14 protein-coding genes are annotated in these 19,688 nt (G+C 73.4%); 5 read left to right on the top strand and 9 right to left on the bottom strand.

Going from position 1 to position 19,688, the window contains the following annotated elements:
- Nucleotides 1-49: 49 nt before the first annotated feature.
- The 3 genes from ACIBI9_RS28860 to ACIBI9_RS28850 form a co-directional block, all read right to left on the bottom strand.
- Nucleotides 50-1,435, bottom strand: a complete 1,386-nt coding sequence (locus ACIBI9_RS28860) for an SPFH domain-containing protein (protein ID WP_397226160.1) — start codon at nucleotides 1,433-1,435, stop codon at nucleotides 50-52.
- 341 nt (nucleotides 1,436-1,776) lie between these two features.
- A complete protein-coding gene (locus ACIBI9_RS28855) occupies nucleotides 1,777-2,397 on the bottom strand; it encodes an L-threonylcarbamoyladenylate synthase (protein ID WP_397226158.1) in 621 nt (206 codons plus the stop codon).
- Nucleotides 2,398-2,717: 320 nt separating this feature from the next.
- Nucleotides 2,718-3,749, bottom strand: a complete 1,032-nt coding sequence (locus ACIBI9_RS28850) for a hypothetical protein (RefSeq protein WP_397226156.1) — start codon at nucleotides 3,747-3,749, stop codon at nucleotides 2,718-2,720.
- A gap of 266 nt (nucleotides 3,750-4,015) precedes the next feature.
- On the opposite strand from ACIBI9_RS28850, the gene ACIBI9_RS28845 reads away from it, so the two are divergent.
- The gene (locus ACIBI9_RS28845) at nucleotides 4,016-5,413 is read left to right on the top strand and encodes an L-fuculokinase (protein ID WP_397226154.1); all 1,398 of its coding nucleotides are present in this window, start codon (nucleotides 4,016-4,018) and stop codon (nucleotides 5,411-5,413) included.
- Between the two features lie 12 nt (nucleotides 5,414-5,425).
- Here ACIBI9_RS28845 and ACIBI9_RS28840 read toward each other — a convergent pair whose 3' ends face one another.
- Genes ACIBI9_RS28840 through ACIBI9_RS28820 form a run of 5 tightly spaced genes read right to left on the bottom strand, consistent with a single transcriptional unit; the run spans nucleotide 5,426 to nucleotide 9,728 of the window.
- The gene (locus ACIBI9_RS28840; RefSeq protein WP_397226152.1) at nucleotides 5,426-6,415 is read right to left on the bottom strand and encodes a zinc-binding alcohol dehydrogenase family protein; all 990 of its coding nucleotides are present in this window, start codon (nucleotides 6,413-6,415) and stop codon (nucleotides 5,426-5,428) included.
- Nucleotides 6,415-6,774: a hypothetical protein gene (locus ACIBI9_RS28835; protein ID WP_364754566.1), complete on the bottom strand. Its 360-nt coding sequence runs from the start codon at nucleotides 6,772-6,774 to the stop codon at nucleotides 6,415-6,417. Before ACIBI9_RS28835 ends, ACIBI9_RS28840 begins: the two co-directional genes overlap by 1 nt.
- Nucleotides 6,771-7,634, bottom strand: coding sequence for an extradiol ring-cleavage dioxygenase (locus tag ACIBI9_RS28830; protein WP_397226150.1), 864 nt, complete (start codon nucleotides 7,632-7,634; stop codon nucleotides 6,771-6,773). The genes ACIBI9_RS28835 and ACIBI9_RS28830 overlap by 4 nt, the downstream gene beginning before the upstream one ends.
- Complete coding sequence (locus tag ACIBI9_RS28825) at nucleotides 7,627-8,514, bottom strand: citryl-CoA lyase (RefSeq protein ID WP_397226148.1); 888 nt, start codon at nucleotides 8,512-8,514, stop codon at nucleotides 7,627-7,629. The genes ACIBI9_RS28830 and ACIBI9_RS28825 overlap by 8 nt, the downstream gene beginning before the upstream one ends.
- Nucleotides 8,511-9,728: a CaiB/BaiF CoA transferase family protein gene (locus tag ACIBI9_RS28820; protein ID WP_397226146.1), complete on the bottom strand. Its 1,218-nt coding sequence runs from the start codon at nucleotides 9,726-9,728 to the stop codon at nucleotides 8,511-8,513. Before ACIBI9_RS28820 ends, ACIBI9_RS28825 begins: the two co-directional genes overlap by 4 nt.
- Before the next feature lie 161 nt (nucleotides 9,729-9,889).
- Between ACIBI9_RS28820 and ACIBI9_RS28815 the strand changes: the two genes are divergently transcribed.
- The 4 genes from ACIBI9_RS28815 to ACIBI9_RS28800 all read left to right on the top strand — a co-directional run bounded on the left by ACIBI9_RS28815 (nucleotide 9,890) and on the right by ACIBI9_RS28800 (nucleotide 16,885).
- Nucleotides 9,890-11,332, top strand: coding sequence for an amidohydrolase family protein (locus ACIBI9_RS28815; protein ID WP_397226144.1), 1,443 nt, complete (start codon nucleotides 9,890-9,892; stop codon nucleotides 11,330-11,332).
- 69 nt (nucleotides 11,333-11,401) lie between these two features.
- Nucleotides 11,402-12,202 (top strand): IclR family transcriptional regulator C-terminal domain-containing protein, encoded by an 801-nt coding sequence (locus tag ACIBI9_RS28810; protein ID WP_397226141.1) that lies wholly within the window; start codon nucleotides 11,402-11,404, stop codon nucleotides 12,200-12,202.
- 85 nt (nucleotides 12,203-12,287) lie between these two features.
- Complete coding sequence (locus tag ACIBI9_RS28805) at nucleotides 12,288-14,318, top strand: M14 family zinc carboxypeptidase (RefSeq protein ID WP_397226139.1); 2,031 nt, start codon at nucleotides 12,288-12,290, stop codon at nucleotides 14,316-14,318.
- 23 nt (nucleotides 14,319-14,341) lie between these two features.
- The gene (locus ACIBI9_RS28800; RefSeq protein WP_397226137.1) at nucleotides 14,342-16,885 is read left to right on the top strand and encodes a M14 family zinc carboxypeptidase; all 2,544 of its coding nucleotides are present in this window, start codon (nucleotides 14,342-14,344) and stop codon (nucleotides 16,883-16,885) included.
- Here the strand turns inward: ACIBI9_RS28800 and ACIBI9_RS28795 are convergent.
- The gene (locus ACIBI9_RS28795; protein WP_397226135.1) at nucleotides 16,875-19,682 is read right to left on the bottom strand and encodes an FAD-binding and (Fe-S)-binding domain-containing protein; all 2,808 of its coding nucleotides are present in this window, start codon (nucleotides 19,680-19,682) and stop codon (nucleotides 16,875-16,877) included. The genes ACIBI9_RS28800 and ACIBI9_RS28795 overlap by 11 nt on opposite strands.
- Nucleotides 19,683-19,688 lie beyond the last annotated feature (6 nt).

The following is a 19,688-nucleotide window of genomic DNA, read 5'->3' as shown; positions in this document are numbered from 1 at the left end:
CTCACGCGGAAAGGACCCCGCGCCATCGGACCGCGGGGAAACTCGCCGATCAGGAAGCCGGGGTGTCCCGGTCGACAGCGGAACGCAGCACTCCGACCATGGCGGCGAGCTCGGCCAGCAGGCCCGACACGGTGGTCCGGTCGCTGCCGTTGATCGACACCATGCGCAGCTCCTCCGGCTTGGGGAGTTTCGCCATGATCTCGGGCAGCAAGCCGATCAGCTTGGCCTGCAGGCTGGCCGGAGACTGCTGGTTGTCGATGTCGGCCCGCATCCGCAGCCGCTCCACGTCCAGCAGCGCCCGCTCATGGTCGGCCAGCGCCCGGGAACGCGCCAGCTCCAGCTCGCCGGCGAGCTCCAGACCCTTGAGCTCCTGTTCCCGCTCGATCCGGAGCCTGCCGGTCTCGGCCTCCTCAGTGTGGCGTTCGCGCTCCATCCGCAGCGCGTGCAGGGTCGTCTGGGTCTCCAACTCCGCCACCGCCCTGGAGTCGTCGTGCTGGCGCTGGGTGCGCCGCAGCCGTTCGGCCACCTCGGTGTCGAACTGCCACGCCTCGTTACGGGCCCGCAGCCCGGCGAGCTCCCGCTCGTTCTCCAGGCGCTGGGTCTCCTTGAGCCGTTCGGCCGCCATCTCGCGCTGGGTGATCGCCTCTTCGGACTGCAGCTCGGCCAGGCGGGCGAGCTGCCCCTGCTCGGCCCGGTAGGGCTTCTGTAAGTTCTCCCAGAGCCGCGACGAGCTGACCACGGCCTCCTTGATCTGGACGGTGACGATGCGCAGACCGAGCCCCTGGTCGCTGTCGTCCTCGCCCTCGGCCACCGCGCGCAGGCGGGCGGTCAGCTCCTCGATGATGGGCTGCTTGTCGCTGAGCACGTCGCGCACGCCCATGGTCGCGACCTTGTCCTTGATGGCCGCCTCCGCCTGCTCCCGTAGCTGGAGGTTGACCAGCCGCATCGGGTCCTGCGGATCGCTGAAGTCCAGTTTGCGGTAGGCGACGGGGAAGGTCTGGATGATCCACTGCACGTACCCCTGCACCAGCACACCCTGGAGCTCGCGGCAGACGCAGTAGGCGTTGATCAGGATGGTCTGGGTGGCCCCCGGCACGACCAGGAACGAGTCGGTGGACGGGTTGAAACGGAACGACACGCCCAGGCCGACGTGCAGGGGCTTCTCGCGGCCACGCCGGGTGTGCACCACGAAGGCGTTGGGCGGGACGAGCACGTTCTTCCAGCGCCAGAACCCGGTGATCCGTACGTCCACCGGGCCCGGGGCCGCCTTGTCGGGCGCCGCCCCGCCGATGGCCCGCTCGCGCTTGACCAGCGGCCCCGCCGGGGGCGCCGGCTCGCCGGGGGCGGCGCGGCGTGCCCTGAGGTCGTCCTCGAGCACCGCCTGCTGCGCGACGACCCGTTCCAGATAGGCGTTGCCCTTGTCAGCGGTGCTCATCGTCCCCTCCGCCCACCTCACGACTGCCGCCGAGTCTTGCCTACGCCGCCGAACCACCGCAACCCGCGATCCGCTCGCGGTGCCCTACGCCGCCGCCACTTCGTCGTTGCGCGCGGTGTGGGACCCGAGGGCCGCGCGGACGAACCGTTCAACCGTCTCCCAGGTGGGCGGCGGCGCGTCCGGCAGGAGCCCCCGCGGCCCGGCCCTCGTCCACATGGTGACGTGGCCTTCGGCCCGCGCCGATCCGCCCGGCCGTGCAGGATCAGCAGCGGCCGAAGGGCGGCCTCTCAGGCGTCGGACTCGGCCGGGAGATCGCGGTCGGCAAGACCGCTGCCGGTCGCCTATTCGAACAGGGACGTGTCTCCCGTGCCCCGGCGGAGAATCTCGGGTTCCTCCTGCGAGAAGTCGATGACGGTCGTCGGAGTGGCGCCGCATTCGCCGGAGTCGATGACCGCGTCCACCACGTGGTCGAGCCGCTCCTTGATCTCCCAGCCCTGCGTCGAAGGTTCGGTCTCGTCGGGCAGCAGCAGGGTGCTGGACACCAGCGGTTCGCCGAGCTCGGCCAGCAGCGCCTGGGTGACGACGTGATCAGGGATGCGGACGCCGACCGTCTTCTTCCGGGGATGCAGCAGCCGCCGCGGCACCTCCTTGGTCGCGGGCAGAATGAACGTGTAACCGCCGGGAGTCGCCGCCTTGACCTGGCGGAACAGCGCATTGCTCAGGTGAACGAACTGGCCGAATTGGGCGAAGTCACGGCATACCAGGGTGAAGTGGTGGTCGCTGCCAAGGCCGCGGATCTCCCTGATCCGGTCGAGGCCCTCCTTGTTGCCCGGTCGACATCCCAGGGCATAGCACGAGTCGGTGGGGTAGGCGATGAGCCCGTCCGCCCGCAGGATCTCGGCGAGCTGGCTGATCAGGCGAGGCTGGGGATTGTCCGGATGAAGATCGAAGTATCTGGCCACGCCTCGGATCCTAGGGTCCGGCACCATGGCATGACAGGCCGCCCCAAGCCTGGCACAGTCTCGCCGTCCGGCAGCGTATCCCTGAGTCCGCACCAAGGCTCCTGTGGTCGACGCCGGCGAGGACGCCACCACATGGCTGTGCCGTACCGGGGGTCAGGATGAGCGGTTCGAGGCTCATCTCATGCTGGGGAGCGGTAGGCCGACCAGTGGCTGAACCGGCCCTTTTCGTACCAGTCGGCGACCTCGCCGGTGGCCTCGAGTGGACCTTGTCCTCGCTGGTGAGCCTGCAAGGAGATGGGCCAGGAGAGCGGGTGCTTCAATCAGAGGGCCGCCGCCCGGTCATAGATCGCGCGTAACCACGGCCGGCGAACCGCCGGCAGTCGCGCCAGCGTGTCGCGGAACACCTGCCAGTCGGGACGGAAACGGTCGTGCGGCAACAGCGGCGGCGGATCGTCTCGGCGTACGTCGGCGGGTATCCGGTTCGCTGCGGGGAGAAGCCGCCGATCGTCATGGAAGGCCAGGTACGTCCACACCTCGGCGGCCAGCGGCACCACCGCCTCCGCGCCAGACGGCCATACCCGGCCGGTCTGCGGATGCCGCGGCACCAGGAGGACGTCCCCGGACGCGGCGGCCAGCCCCGGCCCGGCCAGGACGAGACGCCGTTCCGGCGGGCCCGCCGGAAGCAACCTGTCGATCGCCCCGCGGAACACCTGCCCGACAAGCCCATCGGGCACGACCATCGGCTTCCCGCCCGAGGCCGCCAGCAGGTGGGCCAGCGACACCGCGACCGCCGCCCGCCACTCGAGGCTCCACCATCCGGGCTCGGCAACGGGTGGTATGCCGGGAAACTCCTCCCGCAGCGACTCCCAGCCGATCACCCGGCAGGCGGGGCCCGACACGCTGACGGGGCGCACTGCGTCCGGATCCAGCCACGCCACGTACCAGAGGTAGCAGTCGTCGATGAGGGTGGCCACCGCGCGCCCGCACTCCGCGCACGCCAGGTTGGGGCCGGCACTGCCGCTCAGGCCACAACAGGAGTTGTCATCCCGCCGCAAGATGTGGACGGTTCCACGCAGATCGCCCGGCGCAACCCCGATCCGTCCCGAGGGGCCGTACGGCAGCGAATACACCGGCGCGTAAACGCCGCGGGCCTCCGCCTCCTCCGCGCCGACCTCGTCCCACAACCGGTACGGCGGAAAGGACGGCTTGGGGTCCACCGCGTACGTTCCCGGCTCCAGCAGCGAGGGGAGCTTGCGATCGCCCCACGACTGGCGTGCGTGATCGGGCAGTTCGACCCGCGACACCCGCGCGGTCAGCACGGCACTGCATCCGGCGCAGGCGAAAATGACCAACTACCCTCCAGCGGCCTCGATGATTCGCTCATACTGCCGCAAACCTTGATGGCCGGCACCGATCTCGGGGCCGTCGAAGGGGTGACGAACGCGGGCGTCCCGGCGTGACGGACGGGGATGCCCCACGCCGGGCGGGAGCCGAGGCGACCGATCGAGACCGGCCTGCCTCCCGGGCCGGATGCGGGATCCCTGGCCGGAAGGCTTGGGCGGTGCCGAGGTCACGGCAGGGGCCCGGCGGCGCGAGCGGATCGGCCATAGTGTGACGCATGAGGTTGCTGGCCGGGGTCGACGTGGGGACCACGCATGTCAAGGTGGGCTTCTTCGACGAGCGGGGCGGCTGCGTCGCGGCCGTGCGGCAGCCGACCCCGCGCGAGCTGCCCGCCCTCGTCGCCGCGGTGACGAGGGCGCTCGGCGAGTGTGCCGAGCGTGCCGGGCGGGGAGCGGACGCGATCGGGATCGCGGGCATGGCCGAGACCGGCGTGCCCCTCGACCGCGCGGCGCGGCCCCTCACGCCGCTGCTGTGGTGGAACGACCCCCGGGCCGCGCGGGAGGCCGCCGAGCTGGGCCGGGACGCGGCGGCGTTGTACGCGCTGACCGGCCGCCGCGCCGACCCCAAGGCGCCGCTGGCCAAGTGGCTCTGGCTGCGGGCCCACTCGCCCGAGGTGCTGGAGTCGATGCGGTGGTGGGCGCACGTGCCGGACGCCGTGGCGTACGCGCTCACGGGACGCCTGCGGACGCATGAGACGCTGGCCGCCCGCACCCTGGCCTACGACCTGGAGGCCGGGGACTACGACCCGGAGCTGCTCGCGCGGGCCGGGCTGCGTACCGGGCAGCTGCCGGCTCCGGCCGGGGCCGTGGAGCCGGTCGGGCCGCTGACCGCGCAGGTGAGCGGGGTGGCCGCCGGGGTCCCCGTGGTGATCGCGGGCCATGACCACGCGGTGGGCTCGTGGGCGGCGGGGGTGCGCCGGCCCGGCGACGTGGCCGACTCGCTCGGCACGGCGGAGGCGGTGATGGCGCTGTCGGACTCCAGCCCGGACGCGCGTACGGGACTCGCCCTCGGCATCACGACCGACCCGTCGCTGGACGGAGCCCGCAAGGTGGTGGTCGGCGGCCTGCCCACCAGCGGCGCCATGCTCGACTGGATGCTCGGCCTCACGGGGAACGGCGAGGGCGGGTACGCGGCGCTGCCCGGCCTGCTGGGCGGGGTGCGGTTGCCGACGGGGATCGTGGTGGAGCCGTACCTACGGGGCCGGGTCGCGCCCGCGCCCGACCCCGCGCGGCGCGTGACGATGTCGGGGCTCGGGCCCGAGCACACCCCGGGCGACCTGCTGGCGGCGGCCGTCGAGGGCACGTGCCTGCATGCCCGCTGGATGCTCGACGAGCTCACCGCCGTCACCGGCACCGCTCCCGAGCGCCTCGTGGTCCTCGGCGGGCAGGTCAGGATCCCGCTGTGGATGCGGGTCAAGGCCGCGGTCTCGCCCGCCCCGGTCGAGGTGGTGCGGTCCGACGACGCGGTCTGCGCAGGTGCGGCGCTCATCGCCGGGCAGGCGGGCGGGTCACTCGACGACGTGCCCGTGCTCCCCCGCGATCGCCGGCCGCCCGAACCCGATCTCGCCGCCGCCTACGTCCCCCTCTACGAACGCTTCCTGGCCTCGGCCCGATGACGGACCGGCGCCTCAGGTGACGCGCAGGACGATCCGGCCGCCGGCCGCGCCTGCCGCCTGACGCTCCCAGGCCGCTCCCGCCTCCTCCAGCGGCACCACCTCGTGGGCCACCGAAAGCCGCCCCCGCGCCGCGTGTTCCGCGATCAGGGAGATGGCCTGGGCGCGTTGCTCCCGGGTCAGCTCGTTGTTGGTGTAGCCGAGCACCCGCAGCGACCGGCCGCGCAGGGTGGAGGAGTCGAGCGGGCACGTCTCGGAGGCCGAGCCGCCGAGGTTGACGAGCCTGCCGCCCGGCCGCAGGGTGCGGGCCGCCGCGGCGGCCGGGGCGCCGAATAGCGGGTCGAGCACCAGGTCCACCGGGCCGTCGCAGGCGGCCGACAGGCGGGCGGCGAGGCCGGCCACGTCCTGCGTGTCGAGCGCCACCACCGCGTCCGCGCCCGCCTGCTTCGCCCGTTCCCGGGCTTCGGGAGAGCGCGCGGCCGCGACGACCCGGCGCGCTCCGGCGAGGCGGGCGAGCTGCACGGCCGCCTGGCCCACCACTCCCCCGGCGCCCAGCACCACCACCTGCTCCCCCGCCGCCAGCTCGCCGCGCCAGGTCAGCGCCATGTGGGCGGCCACGGCCGACAGCCCGAGCGCGGCGACGGCGTACGGGTCGGCGCCGGCGGGCAGCTCCACCAGATCCTCGGACGGCACCACGGCCAGCCCGGCCATGCTCCCGTCGCCGGGCGCCATCCCGGCCGTGGTCGGGAACCACACGGCCGTCTCCCCGACGGTCCCGACGCCCTGGACGCCGGGCACGTAGGGGACGGCGGGCGTGCCGAAGTAGGAGGCGCCGCCCGCGCACAGCAGGTCCAGCGGCGTGAGCGGGGCCGCACCCACGCGTACCAGGCTCTCCCCCGGCCCTGCCACCGGCACGGGGACGTCGCCGACCACCGGCGGGAGGCCGCACGTCTCGACCCGGGCCGCGCGCATCCGGCCGCGGTCGCCGGTCTCGGTGGCGGTCATCAGGTCGCGATGTCCGGGTACGGGAGCCGGAAGCTCGCCAGCCGCCGCGCGTACTCCATCTGGAAGCCCAGCGGCGGGTGGTCGCGCTCGAACATCGCGATGAACAGGGTCAGAGTAAGGAACGGGTGCGCCCCCAGCTCGAACAGCTTCGGGTAGTCGTGCGCGGCCAGTGCCTCACGCTCGGCGTCGTCGAGGCGCAACCAGGTGGACGACTCGCCGGTGTGGCAGCCGAGGATGCGGTTGGCGTACTCGGACTCCCACCACTCGACGGTGGCGCGCGGCTCCTCGCGGTAACGCTCGACCAGCTCGGGATCGCGGTCGACGGTGAAGAGGAACTTGTTCAGCAGGTACTTGCTCATGAAGCGCCTCCGCTCGGGTACCAGGTGAAGTACGCCTCCATGGTGTGGAACAGGTCGTACGTGTCCACGTAGTCGGCCTTGCGGCCCTCCCCCGCCACCCCCATCATCAGCATGAAGTCCATGAACCCGTGGGTGGCGTTCCCCGGCAGGTGGAGGCTGTCCAGGGTGACCTCCGACAGGCAGCCCTCGATGTCCCCGGTGGAGATCCACTCGACGGCCTTGCGGTCGAACTCCGGGTCGGGTCCGTGCGGCCCGAACTGGCGCGGCCCGCCGAGCTCCAGCGACAGGTGCCCGGTGCCGATGACCGCCACCCGCCGGTCCGACGGCCAGGACTCCACGAGCTGCCTGATCGTCCGCCCGAGCTGCACGAACCGCTGGGGACGCGGCAGCGGCGGGGCGAAGATGTTGGTGTAGACGGGCACGATCGGCAGGTCGGCCTCGGGGCGCAGGGTGATGATCGGGCACGTGATCGAGTGGTCGATGCGCAGCTCGTTGCTGAAGGCGAGGTCGAAGCCGGCGTCCAGGCCCTCCCGCAGGATGTACGCCGACAGGTCCTCCTGGCCCTTCAGCACCATCCGCGGCAAGCCGAACTCGCGTTCCTCGTTGTAGAAGTTCGCGTCGTAGAAGGGTGCCTTGCCAACCAGGAACTGCGGCATGTTGTCCAGCCACAGCTGGTGGAAGTGGTCGGAGCCGACCATCACCAGCACGTCGGGCCGCGCCCTCGTGAGGGTCTCCCTGAACGCCTCCACCTTGCGCACCCACTCGTCGGCGAACGGGGGGCGGTCCTCGCCGGTGGAGGTGCTGGCGCGGTAGTAGAAGGGGTGGTGGGTGGATGCGATGACCGCGACGAGTTCAGCCATGCGTACCTCCGTTGGCGGCATACGGCTCGGGCGGGACGGGACGGTTGTTGAGGTCCACCGAGAGGAAGATGTCGTTGGCCACGGGACGGCGCAGCTCCTCGGCGAGCTGCCCGATCAGCCCGGCCGTCCTGGCCAGCAGCGCGAAGCCGCGCAGCAGCTCCAGCGGCAGCCCCAGGTCGGCCAGCGCCGCGCCGCACGCGCCCGCCCCGTTGAGCGGCAGCGTCCGGCCCAGGACCTGGGGGTGCACGCGGCCGACGGCGGCGAAGAGCGACAGGTGCGGCCCGAACAGGCCCTCCTCGGCCGCGATCTCGAACAGCCGCGCGGTGCGCGGGTCGCCGTCCTTGTGCACGTGGTGGCCGAGGCCGGGGATGCGCCCGCCCGCCTCGCGCCGGGCGCGTACGGTCTCCAGCGCCAGGGCGTCCCAGCCGGCGTCGTCGGCCGGGAGGGGGTCCATGGCCCGCAGCACGCCGGCGAGGAAGCGGCCGCAGTCCTCGGTGACGCCGAGGAAGCGGGAGCCGCCGCCGAGCAGCCCGGCGGCCAGCGCTCCCTGTACGGAGTCGGGCGCCGACAGGAACGTCAGCCGCGTCACGATCGCGGTGGGCGTGAACCCGTGGTCGGCCAGCGCGGCCAGCACGGCCTCGAACACCCGCACCTCGCCGCGGGCCGGGCGGCGCTGGGTGGCCAGCCAGAACGCCAGCTCCCCGAAGCCCACCTCGCCCATGACGTCGGCGGCCAGGTCGTGCCCGAGCAGGGTGATCGTCTCCAGGGAGGACGCCCCGAGCGCGGTCGGATACTCCTTCGCCTCCCCGGCGCGGACGCCACCCACGTCGACCGCCTCCTTCGCGTTCCCGCCGGTGCCGACCGCGTCGCCGCCGCTCACGAGCGCGCCTCCTCGGAGGGGCCGGCGGGGTCGCTCTCGGGCGCGGAACCGGAGACGCCGGCAGAGCCAGCGGCCGGCTCGGTGAGCCACTTGCGCAGCTCCGTGCCGTGCTCGTCGAGCTCCGGCGGCGGCAGCCGGTAACCCGCGGGCGTCTCCGAGAACCGGATCGGATGCCGCGTCGTCGGCACGGCCCGCTCCCCCTCCCCCACCACGACCACCGGTTCGAGCCCGAACCGCTCGGCCACCGCGAACCCGCCGTCGATCGTGTTGATCGGCCCGCTCGGCACCCCAGCCTCCACCAGCAGGTCGAACCACTCCTCCGCCCGCCGGGTCACGAGCCGCTCCACGAGGATCGGCTTCAGCTCCTCCCGCCGCGCGGTCCGGTCGGCATTGCGGGCGAAGCGCGGGTCGTCGGCCACCTCGGGGATGCCCAGCACCTCGCACAGCTTGCGGAACTGCCCGTCGTTGGCGGCCGCGACGATCAGCTCGTGGTCCGCCGTCGGCAGCGGCTCGTACGGGAACACGCTCGGATGCGCGTTGCCCATCCGGTACGGCACCACGCCCCCGGCCACGTACGCCGAGCTCTGGTTGACCAGCCCCGTCAGCGCCGACGACAGCAGGTTGACCTCGACGTGCTGCCCCTGCCCGGTGGCCTCCCGGTGCCGCAGCGCGGCGAGGATGCCGATGACGGCGTGGTTGCCCGCCATCACGTCGAACACCGAGATCCCGGCCCGGTACGGCGGCCCGCCGGGATCGCCGGTCAGGCTCATCAGCCCCGACATGGCCTGCACCATCAGGTCGTAGCCTGGCACCCGCGCGCCCGCCCCGGCGCCGAACCCGCTGATGGAGGCGTACACGACGCCGGGGTTCAGGGCGTGCACGGCCGGGAAGTCCAGCCCGTACTTCGCGAGCCCGCCCGGCCGGAAGTTCTCCACCAGCACGTCGGCGCGCCGGGCCAGCTCCCTGGCGGCCTCCGCGTCGGCGGGGTCGCGCAGGTCGAGGGCGATCGACCGCTTGCCCCGGTTGACCCCGAGGTAGTACGTGGAGACCTCGCCCCGCGCGGGCGGCGTCCACGACCGGGTGTCGTCCCCGCCGGGCGACTCGACCTTGACGACGTCGGCCCCCAGGTCGGCCAGGAGCATCGTGGCGTACGGCCCCGCCAGGACCCTGGAGAAGTCGGCCACCAGCAGGCCGGACAGCGGCCCCTCAGGCACGATGAAACTCCCCTTCCCGCGTCCGTTCAACGGACATATGTCCGCTGAGCCGAATCCCATCACCGACGCGAGCCTGCGTCAACCGCCTTGACACGTAGGCGAACGCTCATCACAGTGACTGTGACCGTATAGCGGACAATCGTTCGCAAGGAGCGTGTGCCATGAACGAGTTCGAGGCCGGACGGCCCGTGGTGCTGCGCGGCGGCACCGTGCTGCCCATGTCCCCCGCTGGGAGCAGGCGGGCGCTGCCCGGCACGGACGTCCTCGTCACCGGGGACAGGATCGCCGCCGTCGGCCCCGAGCTGGAGGTGCCCGAGGACGCGGTCGTGATCGACGCGTCCGGCGGCCTGGTCATGCCGGGCATGATCGACACCCACCGGCACATGTGGCAGACGGCGCTGCGCGGCTACGGCGCCGACTGGACCCTGACCCAGTACTTCGTCTGGTTCTACCTGGAGCACGGCAAGCTGTTCCGGCCCGAGGACATCCACGCGGGCAACACCCTGGCCGCGATCGAGGCGCTGGACGCCGGCGTCACCACCGTCGTGGACTGGTCGCACGGCCTGCGGACCATCGACCACGCCGACGCCGCCGCCGACGCGCTGGAGTCCGTGCCCGGCCGGTACGTGCTCGCCTACGGCAACATCCAGCAGCCGCCCGCCGAGTGGACGGCCGCGCCCGAGTTCCGCGACTTCGTGCGCAGGCGGGCCACCGGCGGCGACATGCTCGGCTTCCAGATCGCCTTCGACGTGCTCGGCGACCCCTCCTTCCCGGAGAGGCCCGCGTTCGAGGTCGCCCGCGAGCTCGGCGCCGCCGTCACCACGCACGCCGGCGTGTGGGGCGCCACCAGCGACGACGGCATCCGCCTGATGCACGAGCACGGCTTCATGACGCCGGAGACGATCTACGTGCACGCCGCCTCGCTGTCGGCCGACTCCTACCACCGCATCGCGGCCACCGGCGGCTCGATCTCGGTCTCCACGGAGAGCGAGCAGAGCGCCGGCCAGGGCTACCCGCCCACCTGGGCCGTCCGCGCCCACGGCATCCCGGTGTCGCTGTCCATGGACACCAGCGTGTGGTGGAGCGGCGACCTGTTCTCGGCCATGCGCACCACGCTCGGCGCCGACCGCTCGCGCGAGCACCTGGAGGCGCACGCCAAGGGCGAGACGGTCACGCACGCCGGCCTGCGCGCCGACCAGGTCGTGGAGTGGGCGACCCGGGGCGGCGCCCGGGCGCTGAGCCGCGACGACCTGGGCGCCATCGAGCCCGGCAAGAAGGCCGACCTCGTGCTCATCAAGAACGAGCACTCGCCGGTGTCGTTCCCGATCCTCAACCCGTTCGGGCACGTCGCGTTCCAGGCGCAGCGCGGCGACGTGCACACCGTGATCGTCGACGGCCGCGTGGTCAAGCACGAGCACCGCCTGCTCGGCGTCGACCTCGCCGGGGCCCGCGCGCAGGTCGAGCGCACGGTCGAGCACCTGCGCTCGACGATGGGCGACGAGGCCTGGGAGAAGGGCATGAACCCGGACATCCCCTCGGCGAAGGTCCTCGACAACCCGTACACGTACACCGACTACCGCAGCGATGCCACACACCGCCTCTGATCGGCCGCTCTGCGGACGGGCGACCGTCTAGAGTCGGATCGAACGGATTCCGAGCGAGCGAGGGCGTACATGGCACGTGGTGACACCGGACCTGACTTCATCGAGGCGCTGGCCCGCGGCCTCGATGTCATCAGGGCATTCCAGCCGGGGCGCCCGGTCATGTCCCTGACGGAGGTGGCGACGGCCGCCGGCCTGGCCCGGCCGACGGCCCGCCGCATCCTGCTCACCCTCCAGGAGCTGGGGTACGCCAGGGCGGAGCAGGGCGGGTTCGCGCTCACGCCGCGGGTGCTGGAGCTGGGCGTCACCTACGTCCGCTCGATGGGGCTGTGGGAGGTGGCCAGGCCGCACCTGGAGCGACTGGTCACGCAGACCAACGAGTCGTCCTCGATCGCCCAGCTCGACGGCTCCGACATCGTCTACGTCGCCCGGGTCGCGGTGCCGAAGATCGTGTCGCTCCAGGTGCAGATCGGCACCCGCTTCCCCGCGCTCCAGACGTCCCTGGGCAAGGTGCTGCTGGCCGCGCTGCCGCCGGCCGAGGTGGAGCGGGTGCTGGCCGAACCGAGCCGCTCGGGCATCGAGCCGCGCTGGCGCCCGGACGCCAAGGAGCGCGAGGCGGCGCTGCGCGCGGTCCGTGCCAAGGGGTGGGCCGCGACGGACGAGCAGCTGGCGCTGGCGATCCGGTCGGTGGCCGCGCCGCTCAGGGACGGGCTCGGCAACGTCATCGCGGCCGTGAACGTCAACGCCCACGCCGCCGAGACGTCCATGGAGAAGCTGACCGAGGAATACCTGCCGCTGCTGCTGACGACGGCCGGCGCGATCAGTGCCGACTGGGCGCTCTACCAGGCGGTCCCGCACGTGACGGCCTCCTGAGGGCGTGCCCCACGCCGCCTGGGTCTTGCCGGTTGGGGCAACTCCGCTTTGAATGTGCCCCATACGGGTGATCCAGGAGGGGCCGATGCGTGGTTTACGGGCGTCCGCAGTCGTTCTGTTGATCGTGCTCACGACGTTCGTGGCCGCGGAGCCGTCCGTCCCGGCGGTCGCCGGGCCGAGTGACCCGGAGCCGGCCTCGCTGGTCACGCTCTCCGTGCCCGACCGCGCGGCGATGGAGCGGCTGGTGGCCGCGGGCGCCGACCTGACCGAGCGGGTGCGCCCGCAGGCGGACGGCAGCGTCCAGGTGGACGCGGTGGCCACGGCCGGCCAGCTCGCCGCCTACGCCGCGCTCGGCGCGACCCTGGCGCCGGCCACGCCGCCCCAGGCGAAGGCCAGGGCCACCACCGCCAAGGACCAGCTCGTCATCGAGCGGGCCGTCTGGATGAAGTCCCGCGACGGCTACTTCCTGTCGGTGGAGGCGTCCAGCAGCGCGGGCGAGGCGGCCACGCTCACCGTGACGTGGAAGGGCAAGGGCGGCTCGACCGGCCAGGCGCCGATGGTCGCGTACGTGGACGCGGGCGCGTACCTGGGCCACCAGTTCAGCACGCCGGTGCCCGCCGACGGCAGGCCGCACTGGGTCACCGTGACCTCCGCCGGCGGCGGCACGGCCGAGGCCAAGGTCAGGGAGTGGCCCGACGGCGAGCGGCCGGACCGCGCCGGTCCCGGCTACCAGAAGGACTTCGTCACCCAGTACATGCCGCCCGCGCAGCTCAACGAGCGGATCAAGGCGCTGCACCAGCGCTACCCCAAGCTGACCGAGCTGATCACGCTGCCGTACCCGACCAACGGCTACCGGCGCCACGCCCAGGCGCTGCTCGGCACGCCGCCCGCCGCCGCCGTCGTCATCACCTCGGACGCGTACGGCTCCGAGGGCGGCAACGACCTGGCCGTCGAGCTGGTGAACCCCGGCGCGCCCGGCCGCCCGCTGCAGGTCACCGTGAACGGCAAGCTCATCACGGTCAGCCTGGCCACCGACGCCTCCGGCGCCCCTGCCGGCACCGCCGCGCAGGTCACCGCCGCGATCAACGCCACCGCCGGCACCGGCGTCAAGGCCACGACCTACCGCGCCAACGCGGGCGACGGCGTCATGGCGCCCGCGCCGCTCACCCAGCTCAGCGACTTCCTCAACGCGCCCGCCGGCGTCTCCCGCGCGCCCGCCCGGGTGCTGGCCCTGCGGATCGGCGCGCACCGCGACGGCAGCCGCACCGGCGTGCTGGCCTACGCCCAGGAGCACGCCCGCGAGTGGGTGGCGCCCCTCGTCGTGGTCGAGGCGGCCGAGCGGCTGCTGCGCAACTACGCCCGCGACAAGGCCACCCGCAGGCTGCTGGAGCGCACCGACGTCTTCATCGTGCCGACCGTCAACCCGGACGGCGCCAACTACAGCTTCTACGACTTCAACAGCCAGCGGAAGAACATGACGAACCACTGCCCGCCGCAGCAGTCCGACCCGGCGCTGCGCAACACCTGGGGCGTGGACGTCAACCGCAACTACGCCGTCGGCTCGCTGTCCGACGGGTACTTCGGCGCCTCGGCCAACTGCCAGAGCGGCACGTACGCGGGCCCCGCCGAGCACTCCGAGCCCGAGAGCCGCAACGTCATGTGGCTGGCGCAGCAGCACCGCAACATCAGATTCGCCATGAACGTGCACAGCTACGGCGGCTACTTCATGTGGCCGCCCGGGGCGTACAAGCTCGACGGCCGCGTCACCCTGCCCAGGCCCACGGACCGGCAGGAGGCGTACTTCCTGCGCTCGGCCCGCACGATCGAGCAGGCCATCGCCGCCGAGCGCGGCACCGTCATCTGGCCCCAGCAGACCGGGCCCGTGACGGACGTGCTCTACTCCGCGGCCGGCAACTCCGCCGACGAGCTCTGGTACGACCACGGCGTCTACGGGTGGGACTTCGAGGTGGGCGCCGACCTGTGGGACCCCGGGACGCGGACGTGGCAGGCCGTGGGCTTCCAGCCGCCGTTCGCGGAGGGTCACGCGGAGGCGCTGGAGTTCGCGTCCGGGCTGATCTCGCTGGTGGGGGTCGCCGCCGACTACCGGGAACCCTGATCCGCACCCTCTGGAGGACTCCCTTGCGCCTGCCCCCTGCCCTGCTCGCCGCGCTCCTGGTGATCCCGCTCGTCCCGCACGCGGTGTCGGCCGACCCGGTCGCGCCGCCGGCCCCGGCCGTGCGCGACTTCGGCAACGGCCCGGAGCGCAACGAGGTCGCGGCCGACGTACCCGAACGGGCCGAGGCGCTGGCTGCCCAGGCCGAGCAACCCGGCACCCTGTCGCACGACCGGGGCTACCCCCGCCGGACCCGTCTGCCGGTGCCCCCTGAGAACCCGGCCGACGCCTCGATCAAGCTGGGCCTGGTGCCCCACCACGGCATCGCGCCCCGGCTGAACGACCTCCAGCAGCGTGGCGACCGGGTCAGCGCGCAGGTCATCGGCCGCTCGTACGGGGGCCGCGACCTCTACCTGGTGACCGTCACCGCGCCGGAGAGCGCCGCCGGGACGCGCGAGCAGGAGCGCATCCGCGAGCGCATCGAGAACGACCCGGCCGCCGCCGCCCGCGACCGGAAGCTGGTCAAGAGGTACAAGGCACCGGTCTTCGTCAACGCCAACATCCACGGCAACGAGTGGGAGGGCACCGACGCCGCCCTGCGCGTCATCGAGGAGCTCGCCACCAGCAAGGATCCCAAGGTCGCCGACCTGCTGGCGCGCACCCGCCTGTACTTCAACATCACCGCCAACCCCGACGGCCGCGTCAACGGCGCGCGCCAGAACGGCGCCGGCTTCGACCTGAACCGCGACTTCGTCACCGCCTCCCAGCCCGAGGTGCGGGCGATGCGCCAGATCATGATCGACGCCCAGCCGGTCACCATGATCGACCTGCACGGCTACGTCAACGGCACGCTCATCGAGCCGACCACGCCGCCGCACGGCGCGAACTACGAGTACGACCTGTTCATCCAGGACACCTACGCCAACGGCCTCGGCATGGAGGCCGCCGTGAACGGGCTGGGCTACACCGTCGAGAAGGACGGCGTGTACCCGGCGCAGATCCCGTTCCGCGACTCCGCCGAGGGCTGGGACGACTGGCCGCCGATCTTCACCCCGCAGTACGCGCCCTTCCACGGCGCGGTGGCCGCGCACACCGTCGAGATCCCGCTGCGGGTCAACGGCTCCGACTACACCCAGCAGCCGGTCGAGGAGCTGCGCCGCCGCTCCGCGATCAACACCGACGTGGCCGCCGCCGCCATCCGGGCCACCTACGCCTTCGTGCGCGACCGGCACGACCGGCTGATCGCCGACCAGATCGAGGTGTTCCGGCGGGGCGCGGCCGGGGAGCCGTCCAAGACCGTGCCGCTCGGCATCGTGCCCGGGTTCGGGCCGGAGGACGTCTACAACACCACCTTCCCCCGGGCGTACGTCGTCACCGGCCGGCGCTCGGAGGCGGCCGCCGCGCGCCTGGTCGACCACCTGATCGCGAACGACGTGCGGGTCGAGCGGGCCAGGCACGCGTTCCGGGCGGACGGCAGGACGTATCCGGCCGGGTCGTACGTGGTGGACATGCGCCAGCCGAAGCGCGGGCTGGCCAACGTCATGCTGGAGGCGGGCGCGGACATCTCGCCCAGGGTCGACGCCATGTACGACATCTCCGGCTGGAGCCACGGCCTGCTCTGGGGCGCCGGCGTGGACGGCGTCACGTCCCTGCGCGTGCAGGCCGACCCCGTCAAGGCCGCCGCGCCGACCGGGTCCGTGCCGCGCACGCCCGGGGCGCTCGCGCTCAAGGTGACCGACGCCAAGGACGTCCTCGCCCTGAACGACCTCCTGGCCCAGGGCACGGCGGTGACCTGGGCGGACGGCGCGGCCGTCGTGCCCGCCTCGGCGCGGGCGGCCGCCCGCGCGGTCTCCGAGCGCTACGGCGTCGCCTTCACCCCGGGGGGCACGGCGTCCGGCGTGCCGCTCTCGCAGGTCAGGATCGCCGCCGCCGCCTCGGCCGACGAGCTGTTCACGCTGCGCGAGCTGGGCTTCGCCGTCACCCCCGTCTCCACGGCGGTCCTCAACGCGGGCTATGACTGGAGCGGCACCGACGTGCTGTTCGTCTCCAGCGGGCTGAGCTACACCGCGCTCAACCCGGCGGCCAGGGCGGCGCTCGACGCGTTCCTGACCGCCGGCGGCGTGATCACCCGTGGCGCCACCGGCGCGGCCTTCAACGCCGCCGCCGGGCTGCTCACCGCGACCGCCGTCGCGGGCCGCGGCGACGCCAACGGCGTCGTCCGCGTGCTCTCCACGGGAGGTCATGTGGGCGGCGGGTCGCCGGACCACTCGTTCGTGTACTCGCCGCGCTGGTTCACCGGTCTGGGGCCGGAGGTCACGGTCGAGCAGTCGTACGCGGCCGAGGGCCCCCTGGTCTCCGGCCACTGGCGGCCCAACGCCGACGGCACCGGCGGCCAGGACGCCGCCAGGGGCCAGGCGGCCGTGGTCAGCGGCAGGGACGAGCGGGGCGCGGCCGTGGTGCTGTTCGGCACGGAGCCGATGTTCCGCAACCACCCCAAGGGGCTGTTCCCGCAGGTGGCCAAGGCCCTGTACTGGGCCTCCTCGGTCACCGGCGCGGCCGTCAAGGGGTAGTGACCCGGTCCAGGAGCTCCAGGAGGTGGTGGTACGGCTTGCCGGTGGCGCGGGTCAGGCCGAGCTCGCACGTGCGGTTGACCGAGGCGTGGGCGGCGAAGTCCTCCTGCGCCACGGCGGCGGCCTCCGCCCGCGTGGCGGAGGCGGTCAGCTCGGGATGGAGCAGGCCGCGGTCGCCGGCGAAGGCGCAGCACTGCCAGCCGTCCGGCACGACGACCCGTTCGGCGACGGTCTCGGCGACGCGGGTGATGGCGGCGTCGAGGCCGAGCCGGGTCGAGGAGCAGGTCGGGTGCAGGGCCAGCGAGGGCAGGCGGCGGGCCGCGGGCAGGCGGGGCAGGAGGTGCTCGGCGGTGAAGGCCACCGCGTCGAGCACCCGGACGGCGGGCGAGGCGGCGGCGGTGAGGCGTTCGAAGCCCTCGGTGCAGGAGGCGGCGTCGCTGACGACCGGGATCCGGCCGCCGTCCGTGGCCGTCGCCAGCGCGTCCCGCACCCGGCGGCGCATCACCTCGTAGCCGTCGGTGAGGCCCTTCGACGACCAGGGCGTGCCGCAGCACAGGCTCCCGATCCCGTCGGGCACGCGCAGCCGGACGCCCGCCCGCCCGGCCAGGCTCAGCAGCGCGGCCATCGCGCCGGGGCCGCCCTCGGCCGGGGCGAACAGGGTGTTCAGGCAGGACGGGACGAACACGGCGTCGGCCTCCTCGGCCGGGGCCGGGCGGCGGGGCGTCCCGCCCCGGGGCAGGTCACGGCTCCACTGCGGGACGGCGTCCTGGCCCGCCACGGCGCGGGCGGCCTTGCTCGCGCCCTCGGTGAGCGGGGCCGGCGCCGCGGCCGCGGCGTCGAGGGCCAGGTCCAGGGCGCGGGTCACGCCGTTCCAGTGCTTGGCGGCGGACTTCCAGCCCGCGCGGGCGGTGCGGCCGTGGCGCTCTTCGCGCAGGCGTTTCGTCAGGTCACCGGTGTTGATCAGGACGGGGCAGGCGGTGGCGCACATGCCGTCCACGGCGCAGGTGTCCACGGCGTCGTAGCCGTACTCCTCCTCCAGCCGTTTCGCCAGCGCGTGGTCCCCGGCGGCGCGGGCGGCGGCCAGCTCGCGGCGCAGCACGATGCGCTGGCGCGGCGTGGTGGTGAGGTCGCGGCTGGGGCAGACGGGCTCGCAGTAGCCGCACTCCACGCACCGGTCGACCTCGGGCTCGACGGTGACGACGGACTTGAGGTCACGCAGGTGGGCGTGCGGGTCGTCGGTGAGGACGACGCCGGGGTTGAGCGTGCCCGCGGGATCACACAGGCGCTTGACCTCGCGCATCACCTCGAACAGCTCGTCGCCATACTGGCGGCGGACGAACGGGGCCATGACGCGGCCGGTGCCGTGCTCGGCCTTGAGCGTGCCGCCCCGGTCGAGCACGGCGGCGACCATGTCCTCGGTGAAGTCGGCGTAGCGCTCCAGGTCGGTGTCGAAGCGCTCGTTGAGCATGAAGTGCAGGTTGCCGTCCTTGGCGTGGCCGAAGATGACGCTGCGCTCGTAGCGGTGCTTGGCGAACAGGTCGGCCAGGTCGTCGCAGAGGTCGGCCAGGACGGGCACCGGGACGGCGACGTCCTCCAGGAGCGCGGTGGTGCCGCTGGGACGGGCGCCGGCGACGGAGGCGTACAGGCCCTTGCGGATGTGCCAGAGCGCGCCCCGGCCGCCCGCGTCCCTGCTCAGCCGCGCCGGGGCGGCCAGGTCGAGCGTGGCGAACAGCCGCTCGGCCGTGCGCTCGTGCTCGGCCAGCGGTTCCGGGTCCGACTCCTGCCACTCGACCAGGAGCGCGGCGTGGTCCCGCACGGTCAGCGTGCGCAGGACGTCGTCGGCCTTGGGGTCCCGCTGGGCGACCCGCAGGGACTCGGCGTCCAGCAGCTCGACGGCGGCGGGGCCGGCGGAGACGAGCTGCGGCATCGCCGCCATCGCCCGGCGCAGCGTGGGGAAGACGAGCAGGCCGGTCGCGGCCAGGCGGTGCGCCGGGACCGTGCGCAGGACCGCCTGGGCGACGAAGCCCAGGGTCCCCTCGCTGCCGACCGCGAGGTGGGCGAGGATCTGCGCGGGCTTGTCGTGGTCGAGGAAGCTGTTGAGCCCGTACCCCATGGTGTTCTTCAGGGAGAACTGGGCGGTGACGCGCCGCACCGACTCGGGGTTGCCGCGCACCCGGTCGCGCAGCCGTTCCAGGCCCTGCGCCAGCTCGGGCTCCAGGGCGCGCAGCCGCGCGTCGGCGTCGGGGGCGGCGGTGTCGACGACGGTGCCGCTGGGCAGCACGAGGACCAGCGACTCCAGCGTCTGGTACGTGTTGGCGTGGGTGCCGCAGGTCATGCCGCTGGAGTTGTTGGCGACGACGCCGCCGATCGTGCAGGCCGACTCGCTGGCCGGGTCCGGGCCGAGCTTGCGGCCGTGGGCGGCCAGCCGGGCGTTGATCTGCCGCAGCACGGCGCCCGGCTGCACGCGGATCCGGGCGCCGCCGTCGAGCACCTCGATGCCGCGGAAGTGCCGCCGGGTGTCGACCAGCAGGTGCTCGCTCACGCCCTGCCCGCTCAGGCTGGTGCCGCCGGAGCGGAACGTCAGCGGCAGCCCGGTCCGCATGAGCGCCGCCACCTGCTCGGCGCTCTCCGGCACCAGGACCGCCTGCGGGGTGAGCAGGTAGTGGGAGGCGTCATGGGCCATGCCGAGCCGGTCGGTGGCCCGCGTACGGGTGATCCCGGGCACGGCGGCCTCGACCGCCGCCAGGACGGCGGGGTCCGGGGCGGCCAGCCGCTTCTCGGAATGGGTGACGCTCATGCCAAT

Source organism: Nonomuraea sp. NPDC050451 (genome assembly GCF_044458585.1).
Note: the sequence above shows the minus strand (reverse complement) of the source record. Positions and strands in the feature narration are given on the sequence as shown.